Origin of the sequence: Camelimonas fluminis (assembly GCF_014656355.1) — a bacterium.
Classification (GTDB): domain Bacteria; phylum Pseudomonadota; class Alphaproteobacteria; order Rhizobiales; family Beijerinckiaceae; genus Camelimonas; species Camelimonas fluminis.
On the sequence record NZ_BNCG01000002.1, the window covers coordinates 144004 to 168352 of the forward strand.

Annotated in this window: 21 protein-coding genes and 5 tRNA genes; 12 read left to right on the forward strand and 14 right to left on the reverse strand. The window is 65.7% G+C overall.

Going from position 1 to position 24349, the window contains the following annotated elements:
* Positions 1-122: 122 nt before the first annotated feature.
* The 4 genes from IE243_RS04065 to IE243_RS04080 form a co-directional block, all read right to left on the reverse strand.
* Positions 123-1073, reverse strand: coding sequence for a PopZ family protein (locus IE243_RS04065; protein WP_191318074.1), 951 nt, complete (start codon positions 1071-1073; stop codon positions 123-125).
* Between the two features lie 497 nt (positions 1074-1570).
* A complete protein-coding gene (locus tag IE243_RS04070; RefSeq protein ID WP_244642743.1) occupies positions 1571-2959 on the reverse strand; it encodes a TolC family outer membrane protein in 1389 nt (462 codons plus the stop codon).
* Between the two features lie 575 nt (positions 2960-3534).
* The gene (locus IE243_RS04075; protein ID WP_191318075.1) at positions 3535-4194 is read right to left on the reverse strand and encodes a protein-L-isoaspartate O-methyltransferase family protein; all 660 of its coding nucleotides are present in this window, start codon (positions 4192-4194) and stop codon (positions 3535-3537) included.
* 76 nt (positions 4195-4270) lie between these two features.
* A tRNA-Cys gene (locus tag IE243_RS04080) sits at positions 4271-4344 on the reverse strand.
* A 194-nt stretch (positions 4345-4538) separates the two neighbouring features.
* Here IE243_RS04080 and IE243_RS04085 point away from each other — a divergent pair.
* Both IE243_RS04085 and IE243_RS04090 read left to right on the forward strand, forming a co-directional pair.
* Positions 4539-4613 (forward strand) — tRNA-Asn (locus IE243_RS04085).
* A gap of 72 nt (positions 4614-4685) precedes the next feature.
* Positions 4686-4760: transfer RNA gene (locus IE243_RS04090), tRNA-Asn, on the forward strand.
* A 141-nt stretch (positions 4761-4901) separates the two neighbouring features.
* Here IE243_RS04090 and IE243_RS04095 read toward each other — a convergent pair.
* On the reverse strand, positions 4902-5480 hold the full coding sequence (locus IE243_RS04095) for a TetR/AcrR family transcriptional regulator (RefSeq protein WP_191318076.1): 579 nt from the start codon (positions 5478-5480) through the stop codon (positions 4902-4904).
* 211 nt (positions 5481-5691) lie between these two features.
* Here IE243_RS04095 and IE243_RS04100 point away from each other — a divergent pair, with 211 nt between their 5' ends.
* From IE243_RS04100 to sseA, 4 genes are all read left to right on the forward strand, one after another.
* Positions 5692-6462: a VOC family protein gene (locus IE243_RS04100; RefSeq protein WP_191318077.1), complete on the forward strand. Its 771-nt coding sequence runs from the start codon at positions 5692-5694 to the stop codon at positions 6460-6462.
* A 288-nt stretch (positions 6463-6750) separates the two neighbouring features.
* On the forward strand, positions 6751-6915 hold the full coding sequence (locus IE243_RS04105; RefSeq protein ID WP_191318078.1) for a hypothetical protein: 165 nt from the start codon (positions 6751-6753) through the stop codon (positions 6913-6915).
* A gap of 319 nt (positions 6916-7234) precedes the next feature.
* The gene (locus tag IE243_RS23835) at positions 7235-8005 is read left to right on the forward strand and encodes a type IIL restriction-modification enzyme MmeI (protein ID WP_308432015.1); all 771 of its coding nucleotides are present in this window, start codon (positions 7235-7237) and stop codon (positions 8003-8005) included.
* Between the two features lie 152 nt (positions 8006-8157).
* Positions 8158-9027, forward strand: coding sequence for a 3-mercaptopyruvate sulfurtransferase (gene sseA / locus IE243_RS04115; protein ID WP_191318080.1), 870 nt, complete (start codon positions 8158-8160; stop codon positions 9025-9027).
* A gap of 22 nt (positions 9028-9049) precedes the next feature.
* Here the strand turns inward: sseA and IE243_RS04120 are convergent, their stop codons facing one another.
* The 4 genes from IE243_RS04120 to IE243_RS04135 form a co-directional block, all read right to left on the reverse strand.
* Complete coding sequence (locus tag IE243_RS04120) at positions 9050-9772, reverse strand: amino acid ABC transporter ATP-binding protein (RefSeq protein WP_244642772.1); 723 nt, start codon at positions 9770-9772, stop codon at positions 9050-9052.
* A 56-nt stretch (positions 9773-9828) separates the two neighbouring features.
* Complete coding sequence (locus IE243_RS04125) at positions 9829-10980, reverse strand: amino acid ABC transporter permease (RefSeq protein ID WP_191318082.1); 1152 nt, start codon at positions 10978-10980, stop codon at positions 9829-9831.
* 1 nt (position 10981) lies between these two features.
* Complete coding sequence (locus tag IE243_RS04130; RefSeq protein WP_244642744.1) at positions 10982-12196, reverse strand: amino acid ABC transporter permease; 1215 nt, start codon at positions 12194-12196, stop codon at positions 10982-10984.
* 227 nt (positions 12197-12423) lie between these two features.
* Entirely contained in the window at positions 12424-13449 is a 1026-nt protein-coding gene (locus IE243_RS04135) for an amino acid ABC transporter substrate-binding protein (protein WP_191318083.1), read from the reverse strand.
* A 244-nt stretch (positions 13450-13693) separates the two neighbouring features.
* On the opposite strand from IE243_RS04135, the gene metC reads away from it, so the two are divergent.
* The gene (metC, locus tag IE243_RS04140; RefSeq protein WP_191318084.1) at positions 13694-14902 is read left to right on the forward strand and encodes a cystathionine beta-lyase; all 1209 of its coding nucleotides are present in this window, start codon (positions 13694-13696) and stop codon (positions 14900-14902) included.
* Between the two features lie 8 nt (positions 14903-14910).
* Positions 14911-16032 (forward strand): DUF4424 family protein, encoded by a 1122-nt coding sequence (locus IE243_RS04145; RefSeq protein ID WP_191318085.1) that lies wholly within the window; start codon positions 14911-14913, stop codon positions 16030-16032.
* A gap of 127 nt (positions 16033-16159) precedes the next feature.
* Here the strand turns inward: IE243_RS04145 and IE243_RS04150 are convergent, their stop codons facing one another.
* The 3 genes from IE243_RS04150 to IE243_RS04160 all read right to left on the reverse strand — a co-directional run bounded on the left by IE243_RS04150 (position 16160) and on the right by IE243_RS04160 (position 19512).
* Positions 16160-16492, reverse strand: coding sequence for a lipid-A-disaccharide synthase N-terminal domain-containing protein (locus tag IE243_RS04150; RefSeq protein ID WP_191318086.1), 333 nt, complete (start codon positions 16490-16492; stop codon positions 16160-16162).
* Positions 16492-17235 carry a glycosyltransferase family 2 protein gene (locus tag IE243_RS04155; RefSeq protein WP_373301559.1) on the reverse strand — a complete coding sequence of 248 codons (744 nt, stop codon included), beginning with the start codon at positions 17233-17235 and terminating at the stop codon, positions 16492-16494. The genes IE243_RS04150 and IE243_RS04155 overlap by 1 nt, the downstream gene beginning before the upstream one ends.
* A 348-nt stretch (positions 17236-17583) precedes the next feature.
* Positions 17584-19512 (reverse strand): ArnT family glycosyltransferase, encoded by a 1929-nt coding sequence (locus IE243_RS04160; protein WP_244642745.1) that lies wholly within the window; start codon positions 19510-19512, stop codon positions 17584-17586.
* A gap of 576 nt (positions 19513-20088) precedes the next feature.
* On the opposite strand from IE243_RS04160, the gene IE243_RS04165 reads away from it, so the two are divergent.
* Positions 20089-20454, forward strand: coding sequence for a hypothetical protein (locus IE243_RS04165; protein ID WP_191318088.1), 366 nt, complete (start codon positions 20089-20091; stop codon positions 20452-20454).
* 307 nt (positions 20455-20761) lie between these two features.
* Positions 20762-21169, forward strand: a complete 408-nt coding sequence (locus tag IE243_RS04170) for a hypothetical protein (RefSeq protein WP_191318089.1) — start codon at positions 20762-20764, stop codon at positions 21167-21169.
* 543 nt (positions 21170-21712) lie between these two features.
* Here IE243_RS04170 and IE243_RS04175 read toward each other — a convergent pair.
* Positions 21713-21789 (reverse strand) — tRNA-Pro (locus tag IE243_RS04175).
* 357 nt (positions 21790-22146) lie between these two features.
* A complete protein-coding gene (locus tag IE243_RS04180) occupies positions 22147-22674 on the reverse strand; it encodes an invasion associated locus B family protein (RefSeq protein WP_191318090.1) in 528 nt (175 codons plus the stop codon).
* Between the two features lie 384 nt (positions 22675-23058).
* On the opposite strand from IE243_RS04180, the gene IE243_RS04185 reads away from it, so the two are divergent.
* Positions 23059-23367 (forward strand): ETC complex I subunit, encoded by a 309-nt coding sequence (locus IE243_RS04185; RefSeq protein ID WP_191318091.1) that lies wholly within the window; start codon positions 23059-23061, stop codon positions 23365-23367.
* Positions 23368-23689: 322 nt separating this feature from the next.
* Positions 23690-23766: transfer RNA gene (locus tag IE243_RS04190), tRNA-Arg, on the forward strand.
* The last annotated feature ends 583 nt before the right edge of the window (positions 23767-24349 follow it).

Genomic DNA, 24349 nt, shown 5'->3' on the forward strand with positions numbered 1-24349 from the left:
TTTCCCACAAACACAGGCTTGGGGAAAGGCTCCAATTTTTTGATCTGGCGTCATTCCGGGGCGTTGGCCGCCCGCGATCGGGACCGGGCGTCCGGCTGCCGGAAAACCGCGCGGATCAGGGGTCAGTCAAGCTCGCCACGGCTCAGGCGCGTCACCTGTTCCGCGACCAGGCGCTCGACGATTTCCGGCAGATGAGCCTCCAGCCAACTGGCCAGCATCGGCCTCAGCATGTCCGTGACGGTCTCCTCCATGGTGCGGGCGCGTTCGGCCGCCACGCGTTGGGTCAGTGCATCGAACGCGCCGGAAATGCGCGCCGCCGTCGCCGGAGAGACGAGAACGCCGACGGCCTCCCGCGCATGATGCACCACCTGAGTCTCGGCCGGAATGGACGCCAGAGGCCCGGCGGGAACCCCGCCGGCGACTGGTCCGGTCATATCCGCGCGCGGGCCGACAGCGCGGCGCGCAGGCCAGATCCGGGGCGCTTCCGCCTCCTCCTGATCCAGAAAAGCTTCTTCGGGATCCGGCTCGCGCCAGGACGGTTCAGACAGTTGCGGCGTCGTGGCTGGCCATTGCCCGCCCAATGCGGTCGCCCGGGTCACTTCCTCGACCTGCTCGGCCACAGCGCGGCGGATGATGCTGGCGAGGCGCTGGTCCACCAGGGGCGACGGACCGGTGGCGGGCGACGCCTGTTCGCGCGCCTCTGGCGGGCGGTAGTCGACGGGCGGGGCGGCGGAAAGCCGGACGGGCGGCCTGGCGCGCGGCGGCAGGCCGGTGTCGATGTCGGCCATGCGCGACGCCTCCGCGCTCATGCGGTGCAGGCTGAGGTCGATGTCGTCAGCATCATGATCGCCGCCGGCGCGATGCGCGCCCGTGTCCGCAGGAGTTGCGGAAACCGGCCGGATGGCGGCGCGCGTCGCCCGCGCCGGGGACGGCGCCTCCGCCGGCGACCGGGCCGTTTGCGGAGCGCTGACGCGCCGTGGGGCTGCCCGGAGCGGCATGTCGTCCATGGGAAGCCCGAGAGCTTTCTGGTCGTCGGAGATGATCCTGCGGATGGAGGCCAGAATCTGCTCCATGTCCGGATCAACACGCCTCGTCGTCAGACCGTCAGCATGCGCTTCAGTCCCGCCCGACCCCATAAGACCCCTCCACAGATTGATGACCAGGGAAGCCATGGCCAGATTTTACGCGCCGGTCACCGCCAGTTCAGGTCCCGGTTCAGGTCCCAGCACAGGCGCGAGTGAGCAGGCGGGTGAAACCGCCAGTCGCCAATGACATCATCCAGACCTGACAGCCGGAAGATGCAGCCCGTCCGTCACGCATTGCGCCAAGGTCAGGCGCCATTTCATCACAGGCGGGGCAATATCATTCTTAGGAAAATATAAAGGATTGTCCCTGCCCACGGTAGAGGGGCGGCGCCTGGGCCAGACGCCCTTCCACACCGAAACGCGACGCATTTATCAGGCAAAGGAACAGGGAGCGTCCAGGGCGCCATGACGAAGAGCGCGCCCGTTTGCCCCGTGCGAGGCCTTGTCGCAGATCGCGTGACCGCCCTCGGGGCGATCCTGGAATATTAGCGGCCGCTTGGCGTGCTCAGGCCGATCCACTTGTCCTTGACCTGGTCATAGTGAACCTTGGGGTCATAGCCGGAGACGCGCAGGCTGAGGTCGCGGGCGGTCAGGCGACCAATCGAGGCCATCACATTGTAGGACGCGACGACGCGGTCGCGCTGCGCCGTCACCAGCAACACGCGGGACTGCAGCAGGGCTTGCTGGGCGTTCAACACATCCAGCGTGGTGCGCTGGCCAACCTTGGCCTCTTCGCGAACGCCGGCCAGGGCGATTTCGTTGGCCTTGACCTGGGCGGTCGAGGCCTCGATCTGGGCCCGGGCCGCGTCGAGCATGCTCCAGCTCGACACAACGGCGGCCCGTACCTGATCGCGGAAAATGTCGACGCTGATATTGGCCTGGCTGGACAGTTCCTTGGCCTGACGGGTCTGGGCGTAGTACTGGCCGCCATCATATAGCGGCACCGTCAGCTGGGCGACGATGCTGGCCGACGATATGGCGTCGCCGCGCACATTGTTGTCGAACGAACGCGACACGTTGGCCGAAACGCCTACCTGCGGCAGCAGCGCGCCCTCGGCCACCTTGATCTGCAACTCGGCCGCGTCGGCGCTATGCAGGGCCGAGGCGATGGCGGGATGTTCGCGCAAGGCGAGGTTGACCGCGGCGGTCTGATTTTTGGGCAGGAACGGCTCAAGCGATTTGCCAGGCGCGAGCTTGGTCGGCTGCTCGCCAATGACCTGGCGATACTGGGCGATGCTCGCCTTCAGATTGGCCTCGGCGGCGGAGAGCTGTGAGCGGCCGCCCGCCAGCGCGGCTTCGGCCTGCGCCACGTCAGTGCGCGTCACTTCGCCGACGTTGAACCGGTCCTGGGTCTGACGCAGCTGCTCCTGCAGCACTTCCAGGTTGTTGCGCTGCAGGTTCACCGTCGCGGTGTCGCGCAGCACGTTCATATAGGCCGTGGCGCCGGACAGCAGCGTATTCTGCTCCTGATTGCGCAGGCCTTCGCGTTGACCGAACACCTGGGATTCAGCGGCGCGGGTAGAGTTCAGCGTGCGCAAGCCATCATACAGCGGCTGGGTGACGCCCACGCCAACGGCTCCAGGAAACAGGTCCACATTGCCGCCGCCCGTGCCCATTCCCTGGGTGCTGCGCGCGGTGTATCCGACGCTGCCGCTGGCGTTGACGCGCGGGCGCATGCCTGATTTGGCGATGGCGACGCCTTCGTCGGTCGCGCGCAGCGAGGCGCGCTGGGAGTTCAGCGTGGGATTGCCCATGTAAGCTTTGGCGAGAGCGCCATTCATGGTTTCCGCCGACGCCGCCGCAGCGAACGTCACCGCAAGGCCCGCCACCGTGCTGAACAGGATGGAACGCTGGAAACCACGCTTCTTCGTCACTTGCTTACCTCACCGGAACGCAGACAGCGCTCCATAGTATGCCGGCGAGCCCCCGGGCGACGCCCCCGGAGAGCAACGTCGCGCCGTGGATCGACCGATCCGGCCGGAGCCGGAAACCTGTAGATGCAGCGCCGCGGCGGACCCCGGCGCCAGGCATGGTCGAATCCATGCAGGCTCTGGAGCGGACAGTCGCCGAAACGCCCCCCTCCTGTCCAGTGCCCGCTCTTGCCGTTTACCATAAATTCATAAGCGGATTTGCGGCCGCGATTCGGAAAACGCCGTCATTTTCCGTCGCTTGCCGGCGCCCGGCCGCGGACCGCCCACCCCGGCGCTCGTCGCGGGTTGCGGCGCGGCATAGGTTTTTCAGGAAACCGCAGACAAGCCATCTACAGTTTCCGTACATTGAAAGGAATTGGAGCCCTGTTGCGTGCAGAAAGGCCACAGTAACCAGCGAAATGACATCAAGGCGTCTGCAACTGTCGCTGATGCGCGTTTCAGGCGGAACGCACGCAAGCTTTAACCATAAAAAAAGGCCGGCTTACGCCGACCTTTTCATCTGAACGACCGGGCGCCGGTCAGAATGTAAATTCTGGCTTCCGCGCGAACCCTTCCAGCACAGGCGCCCAGGCATTGACGATCACAGCCGTGCTGTTCACGCCGGAAACCCGACGCAGGACGATGATCCGGCTGGCGGCGCCGCTGACTTCGATCGCCACCAGGGCGCCGCCGTCAGCCAGTTGCTGCGGCAGGGCGTCAGGCAACGTTTCAAACCCTCCGTTCAGCAGAATGGCGTCGTATGGCGCGTTGGCGGCGTGGCCGCCAGCCAGGGGGCCGGTGACAACCCGGACGCCAGCAACGCCGTCGCGCTCGAGATTGATTTTTGCCGCGGCGGCGAGCCCATCGTCGGATTCAAGCGCGGTGACCTGGGCGCCAAGGCGAGCCAGCAGCGCCGAGCCGTAGCCCGTCCCTGCCCCCACCTCGAGCACCTTCAGGCCATCAAGCGGACCAAATGACTGCAGCATCCGCGCCAGGACCAGCGGCGGCAGCATGGCGCGTCCGGGAGCGCCGTCGAGTGGAATGGCGACGTCCGCATAAGCCATGGCTTCGCGTCCGGCCGGCGCGTAGATCTCGCGCGGCGTCACGTCGAAAGCGGCGATGACGGAAAGGTCGGTGACGTCAAACGTACGCACCTGGCAATCAACCATGGTGCGGCGTGCGGCGGCGTAGTCCTGCATGACTCCCTCAGGCGGGGTCTCACGTGGGTGTCCCGCCGCGGGATCCCGGAACCGCCGGACGGGCGACATAAGTATATGGAGGCCTCGGAGGGAATCGAACCCCCGTGCAAGGATTTGCAGTCCTCTGCGTAACCACTCCGCCACGAGGCCTTGACGGCGCTAATAGCCCAGGCCGCAGTGAAAGGGCAACAGTCTTTCATGCGGTTTTCACAAGCCGGGTTTTCGGAGGCGCCCCAGGGCTCCACTTGTCCACACTTCCACAGCTGGGGTCAGGCCGCGGCCTTTTCAGCGCGGCGGGACTTGCGCAGCCCGGATGCTTGGGCTACACCCCGGCCATCAAGTGATCCCCGGTAGCTCAGCGGTAGAGCAACCGGCTGTTAACCGGTTGGTCGCTGGTTCGAATCCGGCCCGGGGAGCCACCCTTTTTCAGGGTGGACTTGATATGAGTTGCGATGCGCCCGCCAGGGCGTTTTTTATTTCGCAACAGGCTTTCCCCGGTAGCTCAGTGGTAGAGCAACCGGCTGTTAACCGGTTGGTCGCTGGTTCGAATCCGGCCCGGGGAGCCATCTCCTTTTTTCATCACATCGTCACGCCCGCCCGGGTTTTCAGGCCACGGGCTTTTCAGGCAGGGAAGCCGGGCTGGGCTTTGGTCCGGCGTGGATGCGCGGGCCAGTGCTCGGCGTTTCCTGACTGATCCGCGAGCCGGTTCAGACCTGCTGCGTTGACAGGCGCGCGTACATCGCGCCCATCTGCTCAGGCGTGCGTCCGTTGTCAGCGATCAGCCATTCCAGCATCAGCGCGCCAACAGCTCCGGCATAGAAGCTTTGGGCAAAACGCGATTCTTCGGGATCTTCCGGCAGAAAGCCGGGCTGCGCGCTGGCGATGTTCATCATCTTGCCAATCTGGACGGCGAACAGCGTCAGGGCGCCGCTTCCCGCCTGCCCGCTCAGAATCAGCCGGTACAGCCGCCGCTGCTGGCTGGCGCGGGCGAAGGCGAAGGCCGTGACGTCCTCGACCCAACGGACATGGGACGTGGCGCCGGCATGTTCGTCAGCAAACGCGAGTTGCCGGGCGAGATCGTCGCTCAACCGCTGTTCCAGCATGGCGTCGATGCTGTCGAAGTGGCGATAGAACGTCTGCCGTCCAACGCCGGCCCGCTGCACCAGATCAGTGACGGTGATGTCGCGGTAGGCCCGCTCGCCGAGCAGGGCGTCAAGAGCTTCATAAAGGGCGTGTCTGGTTTTGCGCTGGCGGGCGTCCATGCGAACTTCTGTTTCTGGCGACATGTTCCGGCGACCTGGCGCTTTCCTGACTGACGGCTTTTCTGTCCCCTCTTGGCCGCGTTGCGGAACATTTTGCAACTGAAATTTCCATAAATCCGCATCCGTGACGCTCTCCGGGGTGGCCGCGTCTTTGTTTACTGGTGCATACTTCATACGCAGTCAGCAACAGAAGTCAGAAGCCCCGGGACAGCCGGGGACTGTCCGGGAGGACCCTATGGAAGACTACTTCCGCCTGCGCCAGATCGCCCTGGCGACGGATGATCTTGAGCGCGCAATCACCGATTTCCAGCACATCTTTGGCGTCAGGCTGGCCTATCAGGATCCGCATGTGGCCAAATATGGCCTGCACAACGCCCTGTTTCCGTTCGGCCTGGCGTTCGTGGAGGTTGTGGCGCCATTCGAGGAGAACACCGCCGCAGGACGCTTCATGGAGCGCAGCGGCGGCGTAGGCGGTTACATGGCGATCTTCAACTGCAGCGACCCGTTGCGGCGCGGCGCGCACGCCAACGCCATCGGCGTTCCGACGGCCCACGCCCTTGATCACGATGGCTTTGTCGGCGTGCAACTGCACCCGCGGCAATGCCGGGCGGCGATGATCGAATTCGATCACACGCCAGGCGAGGAGAATCTGGAGGGGCCTTATTATCCCGCCGGCGGCGACGGCTGGCAGCACGCCATCTGCACCGACGTTACCCAGGGCATCCGCGAAATCACCGTCGAAAGCCCCGATCCGCATGGCCTTGGCCAGCACTGGGCCAGAATTGTCGAAAAGCCTTACCGTCAGGAAGGGGACGGCGGCCTGATCGACGTCGACATGATCAACATCCGCTTTGTGCAGGGCCCCGACGGCAGCCGTGAAACCCTGCGCGGCGTCGTGGTTGCAACGGCAGATCCGGCTGGCGTCATGGCGCGGGCGGCGGAGCGTGGCCATGCGCCGGACGGAGCAGGATTCCGCATGTGCGGCGTCAGCTTTGAAGCGGTCTGATCACTGGCGTTTTCATCTGGAAGCTGCCCCGCCGGCGTGAATGGCGGGCGGCGGCTGGTGCCGCGGGCGATGCCGGCCAGGCGACGGCGCGGCGGTTACGATGAGCAGGTCTGGCGTCATCCGGCGGCTGGCGCGCGAAAGAACCATCGTGATCCTCCGCCGTCGCGCCCCGACCCGTTCCGGCCAGATCCGCCAGACCGGTTCGGTTTTGTCCATTCCTGGAATGATTCTCCACGTCTCCCAGCGCGCGAATCTCCGCGATGCGGGCCCCAATCATGGATGTGGCGCATGACGGCGACCCAGGCGGCGCGGCCTGGTCGCATCGAAGCGCGTGGGTTTCCGATTGCGATGGCCATTCCGGGTTTTCAGGATCCGTCCATGTCAGTCCAGCCGGTTCCGTGGCTGGTTTCGCTTTGCGGCGTCGCCAGTCTTGCTGGCGTTGGCGGATGCTGAAGGTGGTTGTCCTCTGGCAATGCGTAACGCGGCGCGAGGCAGGCTGGCGGGGCGCAAGTTGGCGGGATGCAACTCTTTCGCCGGCTTGCGATCATCGATTTCCATACAGACTGTGAGGTCAGTCGCCGTTTTCCGCGCGACTTTTCCTGTTGGGTGAACATCCGGGAGCCGTTTGTCGCCCCATGGAACACAGACCAGTAGAATGCAATTAGATTTGATTATTTCTATAATTTTAACGATAAAAATAAATACAACTCAAATAGATTTGAATATTTTTTATGTTCGATGAAAATATAAATCCAATCCATGGAGGGGCGACATGGGGCTGGATTCCATTTATTTTCTTATAGAAGAATCAAAGAAATCTGGACCTTCGGAAATTTCAAATGCACAACTTTTCATATGCAGGCTTTGTGAAGCGCTTGCCCTGCCGCTGCCGCAGTTCGCCGCGGAGCATGACTGTGACAATCATTATATCTTTGAAAAATCTGTCAGCTTCGGCCTCCTGAACGGCCGGGCATGCAGCGGCCGCATCGACCTCTACAAGCGTGGTTGCTTTGTGCTGGAGTCGAAGCAGTCGACGATGGCGCGCCGCAAGGCGGCCGGCTGGCCGCCGCCAGCTCCCGCGACGCGGAGCGTGTCGGCCTGGCGAAGGGCCATGAACGCCGCGCGCATGCAGGCTGAAAACTATGCGCGGGCCCTGCCCGAGCCACCGCCGTTCCTGATCATTCTCGATGTCGGCCATATGATCGAGATCTACGCCGATTTTTCGGGAACGGGGGAAGCCTATGCGCCATTCCCGGACCCTGCGCGGCGTTGCATCGTCATGGACGATCTGCGTCGCGCCGATATCCAGCAGCGTCTGCGCGCCATATGGACCAACCCTGGCAGTCTCGCCAGCGAACTCAGCGCGTCCCCCGCCCGTGAAGACGCCCTCACCCGCTATCTGCTTGACCGGGCTGCGGCGCGCGCCCGCGGGCAGCCACGGCTGCGCGGCCAGGCCACCATGATTCCCGAGCCGACGGCAGGCCGGTTCGCGCCGCGCCTCGGGGTCAGGGAATGCGGCTCCGCCTGCCGGATACTGGTTTGACGCCTCCGGTCGCCGGCCAACCCCGTCGGCGATCCATGGCCGTATGGCTCTCCGTCCGCTTTCCGCATGCCCGCTGGCGTCATTTGACTGGCGCGGGCGCCCGGGAAAGGTCAGATTGCGGACCTGACCGCGCATGATCCGGAGCCCTGCTCATGAAAACATCTCCTTTCGTCACCGCCGGCTGGCTTGCCGGGCAGCTTGGTCTCGCCGGTCGCGAAGCCGCCGCTCCACCGCCAGCGGTTGTTGATGGTTCATGGTATTTGCCGGCGATGGCCCGCGACCCGGAGGCCGAGTTTCTGGCCGGGCATATTCCAGGCGCCGTGCGATTCGACATCGAGGCCATCCGGGACAAGGCGTCGCCGTTGCCGCACATGATGCCGTCGCCGGAAGATTTTGCCGCAGGCGCCGGCGCGCTGGGACTCACTGCCGACCGGCCGGTCGTGGTCTATGACGGCGCAGGACTGTTTTCCGCTCCCCGGGTGTGGTGGATGCTGCGGGTGATGGGCGCGCGCCAGGTTTTCATCCTGCAAGGCGGTCTGCCGACGTGGAAAGCCGAAGGCTGGCCGCTGGAATCCGGTCCGGCGCATCGTCCCCAACCCACGACGTTTGTGACCAGCCTCCAGGCTGGCGCCGTCGTCGACCATCGCGGCATGGCGGCGACCGTCGCCAGCGGTGATCGCCAGATCGTTGACGCCCGCCCGGCAGAGCGCTTTGCCGGCCTGGCGCCAGAACCACGCCCCGGCCTCGCCGCCGGTCACATGCCAGGCGCGCGCAATACGCCGTCGTCGAGTCTGGTCGCCAACGGCATGCTGAAATCGCCTGCTGAGCTACAGGCCATATTCGACGCGGCCGGCGTCGACATCCGCAAACCGGTGACGACCACCTGTGGCTCAGGCGTGTCGGCTGTCATCGTGGCGCTGGCCTTGCAGGAACTGGGCGCCCCCCTGCCTCCGGTTTATGACGGCTCGTGGAGCGAGTGGGGCGCCCTGCCCGGCGCGCCGGTCGCAACCGGTCCGGCCTGAACAGGCTCGCGGCGCCCGGCCCTCATTGGTCGCCCAGCACCTGGCTCAGGAACGCCCGGGTGCGGGCGTGCTTCGGCGCGGTGAAGAAAGTCTCCGGCTCCGCCTGCTCGATGATCTGGCCGCCGTCCATGAAAATAACCCGGTCGGCGATGCGGCGGGCGAAGCCCATCTCATGGGTGACGCACAGCATGGTCATGCCGTCGCCGGCCAGCTCCACCATCACGTCCAGCACCTCCTTCACCATCTCGGGGTCGAGCGCCGAGGTGGGCTCGTCGAACAGCATGATGCGTGGGTTCATGCACAGCGCCCGGGCGATGGCGACGCGCTGCTGCTGGCCGCCGGAGAGCTGGCCGGGGTATTTGCCCGCCTGCTCCGGGATGCGCACGCGGGCCAGCAGCGCCTGCGCCTGCTCCTCCGCCGCGCGCCGGCTGGCGCCGCGCACGCGCATGGGCGCCAGCACGCAGTTTTCCAGCACGGTGAGATGCGGAAACAGGTTGAACTGCTGGAACACCATGCCGACCTCGCGGCGCACCCGGTCGATGCTGCGCAGGTCGCGGGTCAGTTCGACGCCATCGACGATGATCTCGCCCTGTTGATGCTCCTCCAGCCGGTTGATGCAGCGGATCAGGGTGGATTTGCCGGAGCCTGACGGTCCGCAGATCACCACCCGCTCGCCACGCCGCACGTTGAGATCGATATCGGTCAGCACCCGGAAGTCGCCGTACCATTTGCTGACGCCGCGCATTACCACGGCGTCGCCTTCGCCGGACGCAGCCCGGCGGGTGGAAGGTTCGTTCGCCGTCATGACCGGCTCCCTGCGGCCGCCAGACGCCGTTCCATCGCCGCTGAATAGCGGGACATGGCGTAGCAGCAGATAAAGTAGAAAATCGCGGCGAAGGCGTAGCCCGTCGACGCGGTCACCGGCGTCGCCCAGGCCGGATCGCGGGAGCTGACGTCGATGGTCGTCAGCAGGTCGAAGATACCCACCACGGTCACCAGAGTGGTGTCCTTGAACAGGCTGATGAAGGTGTTGACGATGCCCGGAATGACCAGGGTCAGCGCCTGCGGCAGAATCACCGTGAACATCATCTGCCAGTAGCCGAGGCCAAGCGCGGCGGCGGCTTCGTACTGGCCCTTCGGCAGCGCCTGCAGGCCGCCGCGGATCACCTCGGCCATGCCGGCGGCGGCGAACAGGCTGACGCCGACCATCACCCGCACCAGCGGGTCGGGCAGCACGCCCGGCGGCAGGAAAAGCGGCAGCATGCGGTTGGCCATGAACAGCACGGCCAGCAGCGGCACGCCGCGCATCACCTCGATGAACACGGTGGAGGCGGCGCACACCACGGGCATCTGCGAGCGTCGGCCCAGGGCCAGCAGCACGCCGAGCGGCAGAGAAACGACGATGCCGACAATCGAAATCACCAGCGTCACCAGCACGCCGCCCCACAGATTGCTGGGCACGGCGACGAGGCCCGAGAAGCCGGGACCGTAGAGCAGGATCCACGCAATGACGGGGAACGGCAGCACGAATGAGAACAGCGCCGCGCCACGGAACGGGGCGCGCGGCCACAGCGCCCAGCCAATGTTGAGGGCGCACAGGGCCATGGCTGCGTTCGGCCGCCAGCGCTGCGCCTCCGGATACTGGCCATAGATGAAGTAGCCGAGCCGACGGGCGATATAGGGCCAGCAGGCGCCGGTCTCGCCGCCAGCCTCTCCGGCCAGGCAGGCGGCGCGGTCGTGGCCGCTCCAGACAGCGTCGATGAACAGGAATTCAATGGCCGGCCGCAGCAGGAACCAGGCGATGGCGAGGGCCAGCACGGTAAGCAGCGCATTCAGCGGCGTTGCGACGAGGCTGCGCAGGCCCTGGATGAGCCCGGGCGCCTGCTGCGGCGGGCGCGCCAGAGCGCCATGGGCGGGAGGCTGGTTGGCCGGCGTTGAAGGCGTCGTCGTCATCTCAGCGCTCCGCCAGCGCCATGCGCGCGTTCCACCAGTTCATCAGCAGCGCCGTCAGCAGCGACAGGCCCAGATAGATGAGCATGATGAGTGAGATCACCTCCAGGGCCTGGCCAGTGTTCTGCAACACCGGACCGGCGCCGATCGACACCAGGTCCGGGTAGCCGATGGCGACTGCCAGGGACGAGTTCTTGGTGAGATTGAGATACTGGCCGGTGAGCGGCGGAATGATCAGCCGCAACGCCTGGGGAATGACGATCAGGCGCAGGATCGGGCCTTCGCCGAGGCCCAGCGCCCGCCCGGCCTCGCGCTGCCCCTTTGGCACGGCCTGGACGCCGGAGCGGACGATCTCGGCGATGAAGGCCGAAGTATAAAGCGACAGGCCGAGCACCAGCGCCACGAATTCCGGCAGAAGGGTGACGCCGCCGCCGACGTTGAAGCCGCGCAACTCCGGCCAGGTGACCGGCAGGGCGCCAACGAGGCTTCCCGCCGTCAGCCACGCCGCCGCCAGCGGCAGACAGATCAGGACCGCCGGCGCAATGGCCCAGAGCGTCAGGGCAGCCTTGCCTTCGCGCCGCCGCCGGGCGCTCCATGCGGCAAGGCCGATGCAGAGTCCCAGCGCCGTCAACAGTCCGGCGCCAACGGCGTTCCAGCCCGGCGACTCAACCGGCCATGGGCCGTAAAGCCCACGATTGTTGAGCAGCAGACCGCCCGGCAAAGCGATGGACTGGCGCGGCCCGGGCAACGCCTTCAGAACAACGTTGTACCAGACCAGCAACTGCAGCAGCAGCGGCGTATTGCGCAGAACCTCCACATAGGCTGAGGCGCTGCGGGCCACGAGGGCGTTATTGGACAGGCGCGCAACGCCGACGACAAAGCCGAGCGCCGTGGCGATGACGATGGCGGTGAGCGAGGCGGTCAGGGTATTGCCGAAACCGGCCATCAACGCCCGGCCGTAGCTGTCTCCCGCCCGGAACGGAATCAACGAGCCGGTGATGTCGAAACTGGCCGGCTCCGCGAGAAAACCGAAACCCCAGGTGATGTGGGAGGCGCGCAGATTGGTCACGACGTTGCGACCAGCCCAGACAAAAAGGCTGATCACGGCGATCGCCAGCAACGCCTGCCAGATCAGGGCGCGCGCCGCCGGATTGCCCCACCAGGCGATCGCCGGGCCCCGCCCCTGTCCGTATGTCCTGACCGGCTTGCCTGCCTTCACGCCGCGCCCGCCCCTGATCGATGTCGTGACTTCATGGATCAGAACAAAATTCGCGCCAATCCGGGAAGTTTTCGCCGGTGTTTATCTGACTTTCACGGGGATGCATTGGCCATCAGGAGATGGCGCCTGAGCATATCCAGTCAAAGTCTGGTTTTGGAAGATGGTCTGTACAGGTGTTTTTCAGATCATCTTCATGCGGGCGTCGCCGGTCTTTGCTGGAGGGCGCGCTAGCGAATTGGCGGAGCGTACATCAATCCGCCCTTGTTCCATAGATTATTCTGTCCGCGCGGGATTTTCAGGCGTGAGTTTTCGCCGAGATTGCGCTCATAAATCTCGCCGTAATTGCCGACCGCGCGCACAATATTGACCAGCCACTCGTTTGGCAGGCCGATGCCTGAACCAAGCTTGCCGTCGACGCCGAGCATGCGGCGCAATTCCGGATTGTCGCTGGCGCGCTTCTCCTCGACATTGGCTTTGGTGATCCCGGCCTCTTCCGCCGCGACAAGGCCAAAACCAACCCAGCGCACCACGTCAAACCACTGGCCGTCGCCCTTGCGCACGGCGGCGGCGAAGGGCTCCCGCGAAATCCGCTCCGGCAGGACGATATTCTCGGCCGGGTTCGTCATGCGCAGGCGTTCGGCGTAGAGAGCCGAGCTGTCGCTGGTGAAGACATCGCAACGATGAGCGTCATAGGCCCTCACGGTTTCAGCGGCGCTGCCGAAGGCGACGGGTTTGTAGTCCATTTTGTGCGCGCGGAAAAAGTCGGCGAGGTTCAGCTCGTTGGTGGTGCCGCGCTGCACGCAGATCTCGGCGCCATTCAGCTCCAGGGCGGATTTCACGCCGAGCCTGGCCCGGACCATGAACGCCTGCTGGTCATAGAAATTGATGCTGGTGAAGCTGGCGCCCACCGCAGTGTCGCCGGTCATGGTCCAGGTCGTATTGCGCACCAGAACGTCGATTTCACCCGTCTGCAGGGCGGTGAAGCGGTCCTTGGCGGTTAGCGGCACATATTTGACCTTGTCCGGGTCGCCGAAAATGGCGGCTGAAATCGCCCGGCAATAATCCACGTCGAAACCGGTCCATTTGCCCTTGTCGTCCGGCACTCCGAAACCTGCGAGGCCAGGATTGGAGCCGCAAATCAGCTCGCCGCGCTGCTTCACCTGGTCAAGCACGCCGGCGGAGGCCGGCGCGCCGTTAGCCGCGGCGGCGATCACGCCACAGGTCATCGCCATCAACACGGGGGCGCGTTTCATCCGTCTGTCCTCCTTTGCGCCCGCTTTCCGGCGCCGGGTCTGGTGTGGCTCGCACCTGCATGACATGGCGGGTGAGCCCCGCAGGTCAACCCCAAAGCGGTAATTTCCGCCGTCGCGCCATGGTTCCACAGGCAGCGGCCTGGGGAGAAACAATGGCGATCCTGGCGGGCGCGGGGTTGACGGCCGGCGCGCAAAAACCGCACACCTCCAGGGTCGAACCGTTGTGACGAGGAGCCATCCGGGCATGCGCAAACTGAGTGATGATGAACGCAGTCGCCTGTCCAGCCGCACCCGCCTGGTGCTCGGCGGTCGCAATCCGGACGAGCAGTTCGGCTTTGTCAACACGCCGATCTATCGGGGCTCCACCGTGCTGTCGCCAGACGCAGCCTCGCTGCGGCGTTCCGACGCCCGCTTCACCTACGGCACCCATGGCACGCCGACCACCGAGGCGCTGGAAAACGCCTGGTCGGAGCTTTCCGGCGCGGCGGGAACGGCGCTCGTCCCCTCGGGGCTCGCCGCCATCACCCTGGCGCTGATGTCCTGCGTGAAGGCTGGCGATCATATTCTGGTGACGGATTCGGCCTATCGCCCCACCCGGCGCTTCTGCGACACGGTGCTGGCGCGCATGGGCGTCGAAACCACTTATTATGATCCTTATCTTGGCGCGGGAATCGCCAGTCTGATCCGCCCCAACACCAGCGCGGTGCTGACCGAAGCGCCAGGCTCGCAGAGCTTCGAGGTGCAGGACATTCCGGCCATCGCCGCGGCGGCGCACGCGGCCGGCGCGCTGGTGCTGATGGACAACACCTGGGCGACGCCGCTGTTCTTCCCGCCGCATGAACGCGGCGTCGATCTCGCCATCGAGGCTGGCACCAAATATCTTGGCGGCCACTCGGATCTTCTTCTGGGGCTCGTTTCAGCCAATGAGCGGGCGCTGCCGGGCTTGCGCCGCACGGCGGAGGCTTTCGCCATGTGCGCGGGGCCGGAGGATTGCTTCCTCGCCCTGCGCGGCCTGCGCACCATGGAGCTGCGCCTGCGTGAGGCCGAGCGGCAGGGCCTCGCCCTCGCCCGCTGGCTGGAGGCGCGGCCAGAGGTCAAAAGCGTGCTGCATCCGGCGCTGGAAAGTCACCCGGATCACGCTATCTGGAAACGCGACTTTCTTGGCGCCAGCGGCCTGTTCAGCATCGTCCTGAATCCGGTTCCCGAGGCGGCGGTGGACGCTTTCCTCGACGCGCTGGCCCTGTTCGGCCTCGGCTATTCCTGGGGCGGCTATGAGAGCCTGGTGATCCCGTTCAATTGCGCCGCCTACCGTTCAGCGACCACATGGAGCCCCGGCGGACCGGCCCTGCGCTTCCAGGTGGGACTTGAGGACATCAACGACCTCACCGCCGACCTGGAGCGCGGATTCGACAGGCTGCGGGACGTCGCCGGATCGTCCGGCGCAGCTGGCTGAGCCCCGCCATGGCAGGCCGTCTTTCCCTCATGTGGCTGATGGCGGCGAGCGGCGTCGCTCTGGGCGCCGCCAGTGCAGTGGCCGAGCCAGGCCGCCAGGCGCCCCCTGCCGGTGCGGCGTCCAGCCCATCGTCCGCGGCCGCCCAGACAATGGCCGGCGACGCGCGCACGGCGCTGCCGGTGGGAACGCTGCAACTGCCGCGCCCTCCCGAGCTGCAGCTGCGGTCGCTGGACATCACTGTCACGCCTCAGGAAGTGCGTGGGCGCTACGTGCTTTTCAACCGTTCGGACCGCGACGTCGCCCTCCGGGCGTCCTTCGCCGCGCCCGATCTGGACGCCGCCGCGCCCGATTTTGGCTATGTGGCCATTCCCCAGCCCGAGCAGATGAACTTCATGGGATTCGCCGCCACGGTTGGCGGCGCCGCCGTGGCGCTGATGGACGAGTCCCACGTGTTCGGCGCCGGGCTGGAGCGCACGGAATTGATCGGGGACGCCGGCGCGCCGTTGCAGCCCGCCGGCGTGGCGGCCTGGGAGGCTCTGGGCAAGTTGAACCCGCAGGCCTTGCAGGACCTGCGCGCCGCCGGACTGATCGACATGGATCGGCTTGGCGAACGACTCGAGCCCCGCCCGCGCTGGCTGCTGAAAACCGCCTGGCACTGGCCCCAGGTGTTTCCGGCGGGCAAGGAAACGGTTATCGCCTGGCGGCACGCCGCCTCCGTTTCTGTCGCCGCCACGCCGCTGGCGGATCGCAACCAGCTGGCGCATGCGGCGCGCTACGAACGCCATTGCGCCGGGGCGGCCGTCAACGACGCGGCCGCCGCCGCCCGGAACAATGGCCCTGGCAACGACTGGCTGCTGGAGCGGGGTTTGCGCCTGCGCATCAGCACCGGTCCGGCTTTCGCCGGGCCCGCCGGCGTCGTGACCATCGCCATCAATACCGGGGCTGACGACGTTATTGCAGCCGCCTGCATGAGCGGGCTGGAGCGCGTCGGGCCGGGACAGTGGCGCATCCGGCGGGAAAACGTCGTGCTCGACGAAGACCTGAAGGCGTTGTTCGTCAGTCCAGGCAAGGTGGCCAGCCAGGGCGCGCCGCCGCCTGATGACGCCGACGCGGCGCCGCAGGATCAGTGAGCGCGATTTGTCGGGAGCGTTTTCCTGCGAAGTGGACGCCACGTCATGTCTGGAAACGCGTCAACTCATTAAAGACGGCGCAAAATCCGGTTCAGCATGAACGGGTTTTGCGCGGGCGTGCGGCCGGTCAGGCGGTCTCGCTCTCTTTCTGACGACTGCTGCGGATCAGGGCGAGATTACGCAGATAGATGAAGACGCTGAACGCCTGGCCGAGGATAATGACCGGCTCGCGCTTGTAGAGGCCGTAAAGCAGCGTGATGAGCCCACCGCCGATCGAGAAGAACCAGAAGGCGACCGGCACCACGCTGCGGCCAGCCTTCTCGCTCGCCAGCCATTGCACCACGAAGCGCATGGCGAACAGGAACTGTCCGACAAGCCCCAGCACCAGCCACAGGTCGGCGCGGGCAATGAATACGTCATAGAGATAGCCGCCAACATCGTGCGACAGGCGAATCAGCATCAGCGCAATTCCTGAACATGCGGCGGGGCCTTGCGGCGGCGGATCAGCCACCAGACGCCGGCCAGATCGAGTATTCCCACCCAGAGCCGGTCGAAGAATCCATATTTTGACGCGCCGGCCATGCGCGGCCGGTCGATGACGTCCACGAGCGCAACCTCATGGCCGTCCCGTCGCACCAGCGCCGGCATGAAGCGATGAAGCGCATCGAAATATGGCAATTGCAGGTAGACCTCGCGGCGGATGGCCTTCAGCCCACAGCCCGTGTCGCGGGTGCCGTCGCGCAGGATGGCGCCGCGCACGGCGTTTGCGACCCGCGACTGGAATTTCTTGAAGCCGGTGTCCTTGCGCCCGACGCGCTGGCCGGCGGCGAGGCCGACGCGGGAGCCGCCCTCCGTCAACTCCCGCACCAGCGAGGGAATGAAGGCCGGATCGTTCTGGCCATCGCCATCGATGGTGACGAGAATGGGCGCGCGCGCCGCGAAGGCGCCGCTACGCACGGCGGCGCTCTGTCCCCGGGATATGTCATGGCGCAGGCGGCGCAGCCACGGGCGCGTCCGGGCCTGCTCCTCCAGCACCGCGGGCGTGGCGTCGGTCGAGCCATCATCCACATAAATGACCTCGAACGCCGCGAAGGCCGCGCAGGCCGTTGCGATTTCCGCGATCAGCGGCGCGACATTGTCCGCTTCGTTCTTGACGGGAACGATGACGGTCACCGCGGGGAGGAAGTCGGTCGGTTCGCTCAAGGGCACAGCTTTCCATTTAGCGGGTCCGGCGACTGGCGGTCTTCAGGGCCAGGCTCCGGCCGCCGGAACAACCCGGCTTTACCAGAATGCCCGACGCACCGCGCGTCATATGCATGCCTGCCCATGCCGCGTCCACCAGATGCGCAGGGCGCGCACATAGCAAGCCGGGTCGCAGACGGCAATGATGCGGCGCGCATGGCCGCCCCCGCCAGCCCCGCCTGCGTCTCCGGAAGCTGGCGGCGACTGCCCCGCGACAAGGCGCCAGCGTCGCCCTCGCCTGATCCTCCGGACCGAATGTCCCGGGCCGGTTTTCCCGGGAGGCCCGAAGGCTCTGAGGCTTTGAAGCTCTCAGCGCGCCGACATCCAGACGCCGATGTCGAGGCGCTTGCCGCCATTGAGGTTGAAGCCCCTGATGCGCGTGGACAGCGCCGGCTGGCGCGGGTCGCCCGCCAGTCGCTGGCGGAAGGCCGGCTCTTCCTGCGCCGTGACGAAGGCGACGCGGCACGGCCCCTGGCGGATCCAGTCGGCGGCGGCGGCGCCATCGGCCATCACCAGGTCGGTTCTGGTCAGGAACACCAGGCTCGGCTCACGGTAGCCGGCCGTCAGCGCCTTCACCTCCGGGCACCCCGCCGACGCGGCGGCGGTCCGCATGGCTTCGGCGAGGCGCGGCGAAACGCGCAGGCCGGCCAGGTGCGGCTGGGTCACCCCCAGCACCGTGGCGACGAAAACCACCGAGGCGAAAATCGCCAGCAGCGCCGAGCGCCAGATATGGCCGGCGCAATAGGCCAGCCAGCCCGTCACGGCGATGGCGGCGGCGACCAGCAGGCCGGGAACGGCGATCCAGGCAATGGCGCCGTCCAGCGCCCAGCCGGCGGCCGGCAGCAGGAACAGCGCCGCCACCGGGATCAGCGGCAGCAGCAGCATGGCAGGCCGCGCGCCCCAGCGCAGCGATGGGGCCAGCGAACCATTGCACAGGGCGCGGGCGACGAGCAGGGCCACGGCCGGATACAGGGGCAGCACGTAATGCGGCAGCTTGGTCGGCACCGCCTCGAAGATCAGCCACGCCGGAATGATCCAGGCCAGGGCGAAGGCCACCGCGTCGTTGCGGCGCTCGCGCCACAGGGTCTGCGCCGTGATGGCGGCGAACGGGGCCAGCGGCCAGGCTGTGCCGAAGAAAGCGATGAAATAGGCGCCGGGCGGGCCCCAGTGCTTCTCCTGGCCTCCGCCCACCTTGCCGAGCATGTCCTTGCCGACGGCTTCGGCAAAGAAGGCGCCCCTGGTTTCAATGGCGATGGCGATGAACCACGGCGCCGTAAGCAGAACCACGAGCAGCACGCCGGTCAGCGGACGTAGCGCCAGCAGCCAGCGCGCCGAACGGAGCCAGATGCTGAGGGCGATCGCCGGCAGGCCGACGATCATCAAACCGACAGGTCCCTTCACCAGGATGGATGCAGCAAGGGCGCCCCAGAACGCCAGGCGCACGCCCAGCGGCAGCGCCGCCGCCGCGTCGCCATCCCGCCAGACATCGCGCCGGGACGGCATCCATGCCCGCGCCAGGCCGCCCATCAGCACAACGCAGCAGGTGGTGAGCACCGCGTCGGTTTTGGCGAGGCGCGCCTCAACGCCGAGCAGGATGGTGGCGGCGAACAGCGCCGCTCCGGTGATGGCGAGGCGGCGGCCGCCGAACGCCAGCAGCGCCCAATAGGTCAGCAGCACGGCGGCGATGGCCCCGAGCAGCGACGGCGCCCGGTACAGGGCGATGGTCGTCCGCGCCTCCGGAACGCCGAGCGCCTCGCCGATTTTCACGGCGCCCACCTGCAGCCAGTAGATGCCAGCCGGTTTCTTGTTGCGGGCCTCGCCCTGAAAACGGATGGCGACATGGTCGCCCGTCTCCAGCATCTGCTTCGTCGCCTGGGCAAAGCGCGGCTCGTCGCGATCCATGGGCTGGAGCGAGGAGAACCCGGGCAGGAACAACGCCAGCGACAGCAGCAGCAACGCCGCCGCCGCCCGCCAGTGCGAAACTTCCAGCCAGGACAGCAGGCCCAGCACGCGACGATCGCCAGGGGACGGAACGGGCGGCGCGGCGGAGGCGGCGCCAGGCAGGTTCGTGGGGGCAGCGTGGGACATCGGATTCTCTTGCAGCGAGGCTGGCGTCAGTGCGGGGTCGATGTGGGCGCCTTCCAGCCAGGCGGCGCGTCGCTTCCGGGCAGGCGCAAGCGGCGTACAAACCACCTGAACCAGACTTGCCGCGCCCAGGTCAGACGCCCGCAACGGCATTCATGCCTGCCCCCTGCCCCTGTCGTCCGCGGATCGGAGGTCAGGCTGAGATCTGTTCGCTGCGCGCCGCCGGAGCGCGTCCGGACCAGCCGCAAGGATACAGACTTTGTCAGGCGCCCGTCTGACGCGCCGGACCTGACGGATCCGGGCTTCCGCTTTAACGCGTCTTGCCCGCGTCCTCAATGACGGCGGGCGGCCGTTACGGCATTTCACGCGAAGCGCCGCGCCTGGCGTTGGCGGTGCAATCTCGCTTCCGCCGTCCGGTTCTGGCCTGGCGACACAGGCCAAAACCGAATGGACCTGGCTGGTTGGGCTCTGGTGAAGGGGAAGCCGCGGCGGAACATGGCGTCCCCGGTCGGGGAACGCCCCACATGGGGTCGCGCTTTGCCTGTCGTGGATGCGTCAGCATCGGTAAATGGCCTGCGCGACGTTGATTTCGACCGGCGGAATTCTATGGTCATGGGGGCGTCGATGGATGCTGACGGAGGCGTGGGAATGAAAAAATCTGGTTGGCGCAAAGCCTTTGCAAAAGCGGACGCCAGTTCCCGCCCGGAGAGCGGAGCATCGCCTGAAGCCATGCGCCTGACAACAACCGTCCGGCCTGTCGCCAGCGACGATGGCCAGGACGGCCGGGATGCGCGCAACGCGCCGCCACCGACGGGAGAGCCTGTTTCCGGGCCGCCAAGCGCCCAGGTCATGGTATTGCGCGCGGGGCTGGAAGACTGTCTCTGCCATCTGGTCGAGCTGTACGGGCCGGACGTGCTCGATTCATTTCTGGAGCGGCGTCTGCGCCGGAACATTGCGCCCATTCTCGCCCATGCCGCCGAGATGGAAACGGGACCCCAGGGGGCTCGCATCCGGGCTCATGCGGCGGCGGCGGAGCGGCTATTGCGCGATGCGGTCGAATCCGTCAGGAAAGACCCCACGCCGCCGACCGGCTGAGGCAGAAGCGCTACATATCTTCGTTATCACGCGCCCTGGGCGTTGAATCCGGTCTCATTTGCTGGCGCCCTGTTCGGAATAGCGCCAATCTGCAGAAAGCGCCGCACGGGGTGTCTGCATTCGCCGGCGACCCCAGGCAGCGCGGTTTCCTGCTACAGACGGAGCCGCCTGCTCCAGATTTCTGGACCGTCGTCTTTTCCTGCGGAGCGAGGCTCATCGGGAAGAGGCTCCGGTTTCGCCATGATCGCCGATGTATCGCCTATGCAAGGCGACAGGCTGCCCTGCCCTTAAAATCGCGAGGCCCGTGATGCACAAATTGGTCGCCACCCTGACTGCGCTGACGCTTCTCACCGCCTGCCAGACCACTGGCGCCCGCAATGTCGCAAACATGACGCCCTCCCAGTTGCAGGCCGCCAAAGCCCAGGACGCCAGGGCGGCAGAGGCTGAATACGCGCGTTGTGACCAAGCGTCAGCCAACATCGTCGCCTCCACCAAGTGCAAGGCCGCAGTGCGCGAGCGCTACATCACCCCTTACGCCCCACCGGAGGAGCAGCGCATTTCCCGCATCCTGGTGGCGCAGAACATTGCTCTCGCCGAGAAGATCCAGCGCGGCGAGATCACCGAAGCCCAGGCGCGCGAGCAGTATGCAGCCATCGTTCGCTCGGTGATGGATCAGGAACGCCGCCAACACCAGGGACGCGGCAGCCGCAGCTGACGCCCAGTGAGACTGGCTCATTGGGGGTGAGGAAAATTGCCGGTCAGTCCCACGTTGGGGAGGCCTGAGGCCTGGCGCGAGTTGGCGTCAACGTGGCTTGCGGCGTGGCGGGTTTGTGGCGTGACGGGCCCTTGACGTGGAGAAGGCCTTGGCGTGACGTGGCGCGCGCCCCTCATGCCGCGCCGCCGCGCATGAAGCGCTTCATTTCTTGCGCGCCTGTTCTGGCTGTCCGCTCCTGCCCTGCCCGCACTTGCGCTGGTTGCCTGGCAAACAAACCGGGCGGCCCAAACGGCTGGTCTGGCGATGTTGTGCGGCGTGAGGAAACACATCTGCGGAATCGTGCGCCAGGCTGCCGGTGACCGGCAGAAAAAAGAACCGGCGCGAATCCGGCCGACGCGACGTGCGACCGGCAATCAAAGATCAGCAAGATGTGGAATTCTGTGAGAGCCTGATCCGGCTCATGCGCTGCCGATCCATGACCGGCGCCAGACCAGGCTGGCCCGGGCATGCGACCCGGCAAGCATTCAGCAGCATGATGATGTATGGTCGGGGCAGCAGGATTTGAACCTGCGACCCTCTGCTCCCAAAGCAGATGCGCTACCAGACTGCGCTATGCCCCGACATGCTGAAAGCTCGTGCTTTCTATGCGTTCTGCATCTGCCGCGCAAGTTACGGCAGAAAAAAAACGGTGGAATATTTGACGGCGCGACCTGCGAGCGCGCCGACCTCCCGAGATCGCTTCGCGCCGCATCGCGCCATTGGTCAAACGCGGCCAGTCCGCCGCCGATATCGGCCGGCTTTTTGAGAAAATCAGCCCCACGCGGCGCATGAGGCCATACCCTTCAGATTTTGACGCCTTCAGGTTTTGCACGGATAGCATTGCAACGCGGGTTCAGTGCAAAACGGCGCCGGCCATGCGTTGACCTTTGATGGTCGAGGCCGGCGCAGAAGCCGTGTGGTCAATCCAGGCTCCAGAACTACTTCAGAAGCGTGCTGGCGCGATCAAGGGCATCGCCAAAGCCTTTGAGCGACACGTTCAGCGCGAATGGCTTCTCCGTATCGCTGGCGACCAGATTGAGCTTCAGCTGCTTGCCTTTGCGCATGCTGGCGACCGTGGAGGAATCGAGCGTCAGCGGCGCAATGCAGCCGCCCGGAACGCAGGTGCGGATCGGCGTCGCGGCCTGCGCCTTGCCCTCGTCCACCTGCACGGCGACCCCTCTGGCCATCAACAGGCCGAATGGCAGCAGCAGCGCCCCTTCCGCTCCCTTGGCTGATGGCGTCAGCTCAATGGACAAGACCCGCTGCGCGCCGCCGCCCTGGGATTGCTGCGCCAGTTGCTGTGACACGGTGCACAACTTGCGATCCTTGGGAACAACGCAATTCACCATCCAGTCGCCATGGGTCTCCCGCAGGGAAGAGGCGCCGCCGGGCAATGGGCTGCCCGTTTGCGCAAAAGCGGATGTGGAGGCGAGAATGGCCGTCGCAACGATAGCAGTGCGAATCATATGATGTTTCTCATCAGCAAAGTTGAAAAAAACAGACCGGACGCGACATCCGGTCACGATGATTTGGTAATGTATATATTAGAATTCATGCCAATATAGAAGTATAGAAATGCATGTATGGCGTTTTTGCGGCCTGCATTTATCTGGGGGCGCGGCGTCTCCCTCCCGGCCCACGCCAACGGGCTTGCCTTGCGGGCGCTTCTGGAAGGTTGGGACCCCGCCCTGGGGCAAGACGCCGGAATGAAGGGACCGGACGATGGCGAGAATTGTCATCTGGCCGCGTAATATGGTACCGGGTCAGCAAGACCTGCTTGCTGGGCAATCGCTTCCCTGGATGGCGACCGGCCCTCTGGTTGGCAATCACTTCTCTGGCTGGAAAGTCTCATGACCGCGCGAATCCTGCAGCCCGCCCGTAACGCCATGCAATCCGGCAAGGCCAAATCTGGCCGCTGGCTGCTTGCTTTCGATCCGGCTTCTCCGCGCAGCGTGGAGCCGCTGATGGGATGGACCAGTTCGTCGGACACGCGCCAGCAGCTGCGCCTGTGGTTCGACAGCAAGGAAGAAGCCATCGCCTATGCGGAACGGAATGGCGTCGCCTGGCGCGTTGAAGAGCCGCGCCCAACCCGGCCGCGGCATAACGCGGCCTATTCCGATAATTTCAAATCCGACCGCATCGGCCAGTGGACCCATTGAACGATCCACACGGTCCGCCCTGCCGATGACCTGCGTTCGCGGCTGCTGAGGCTTGCCATCGCATCGGCCGCTGCAACAGCCACACCGACGTCCAAAAATGGGATCCCAAAAAACCGGCGTCCCCAAAAACCGGCGCCGATGTGATTTCCGCTCCGCATGCGCCGGATTTTGGCCTATACGGCCATGGAATTGACTGACGGAATCAGGCGGCCGGGTCAGGTTTGACAGATGTGGCCGCCTGCGTGGCGGAGCGCCATAGTCATCGGGCGCCTCGCGAACTGGACACACGTTTCTTCATGGCTGGTCCGCCAGCATGCCATGGGGCCCCGTAGCTCAGCTGGATAGAGCGTCGACCTTCTAAGTCGAATGTCGCAGGTTCGAATCCTGCCGGGGTCGCCAACGCCTTTGCATATCAACGCCCTTGCGTATCAAAGGGTTGGAACAGGTCAGGGACGGCTTTCGGGCCATGGCCAGCCCCCCCCTGCTTTCCCATGCCATGGCGCAGGATCGCGACGACGCCAGCCATCCACGACCTGCAAAGCTAGATGAGCGTGACGCACGTTCATGCGGGATGCATCGCGCCGCTCGGGGCTTCGTCAACTCCATGCGTCAGGGGCGCCGGATTTTGGCGTCAGCCGCTCTCACGGTCGCTTTCGGCCGCCTGCCTCCACTCTTTTGCGCGGCTGCCTGCTGATCGCACCGGCGCCTTTTCCGGCGTTTGACGATGGAGGTCGCCCATGCGCCGGCTCCCCGCCGTCGAGGCGCCGATAACCGTTGGCGAATGGCCGTCAAGGCGCTCGTTTCACGGTCGAATCCTTGACTTTCAGGCGTCGCGTCGACATCTTTCCTGTATGAACGACGTACTCGCCACAGCGGGACATCCGCAAGCTAACTGCCCGATAGCGGGACATTAGCCCGACGTTCGTCCGCGCGCCCCGGACGTCGGGGACGCGCTGCCTGTGTCTTCAGGCCATCCGTCTGC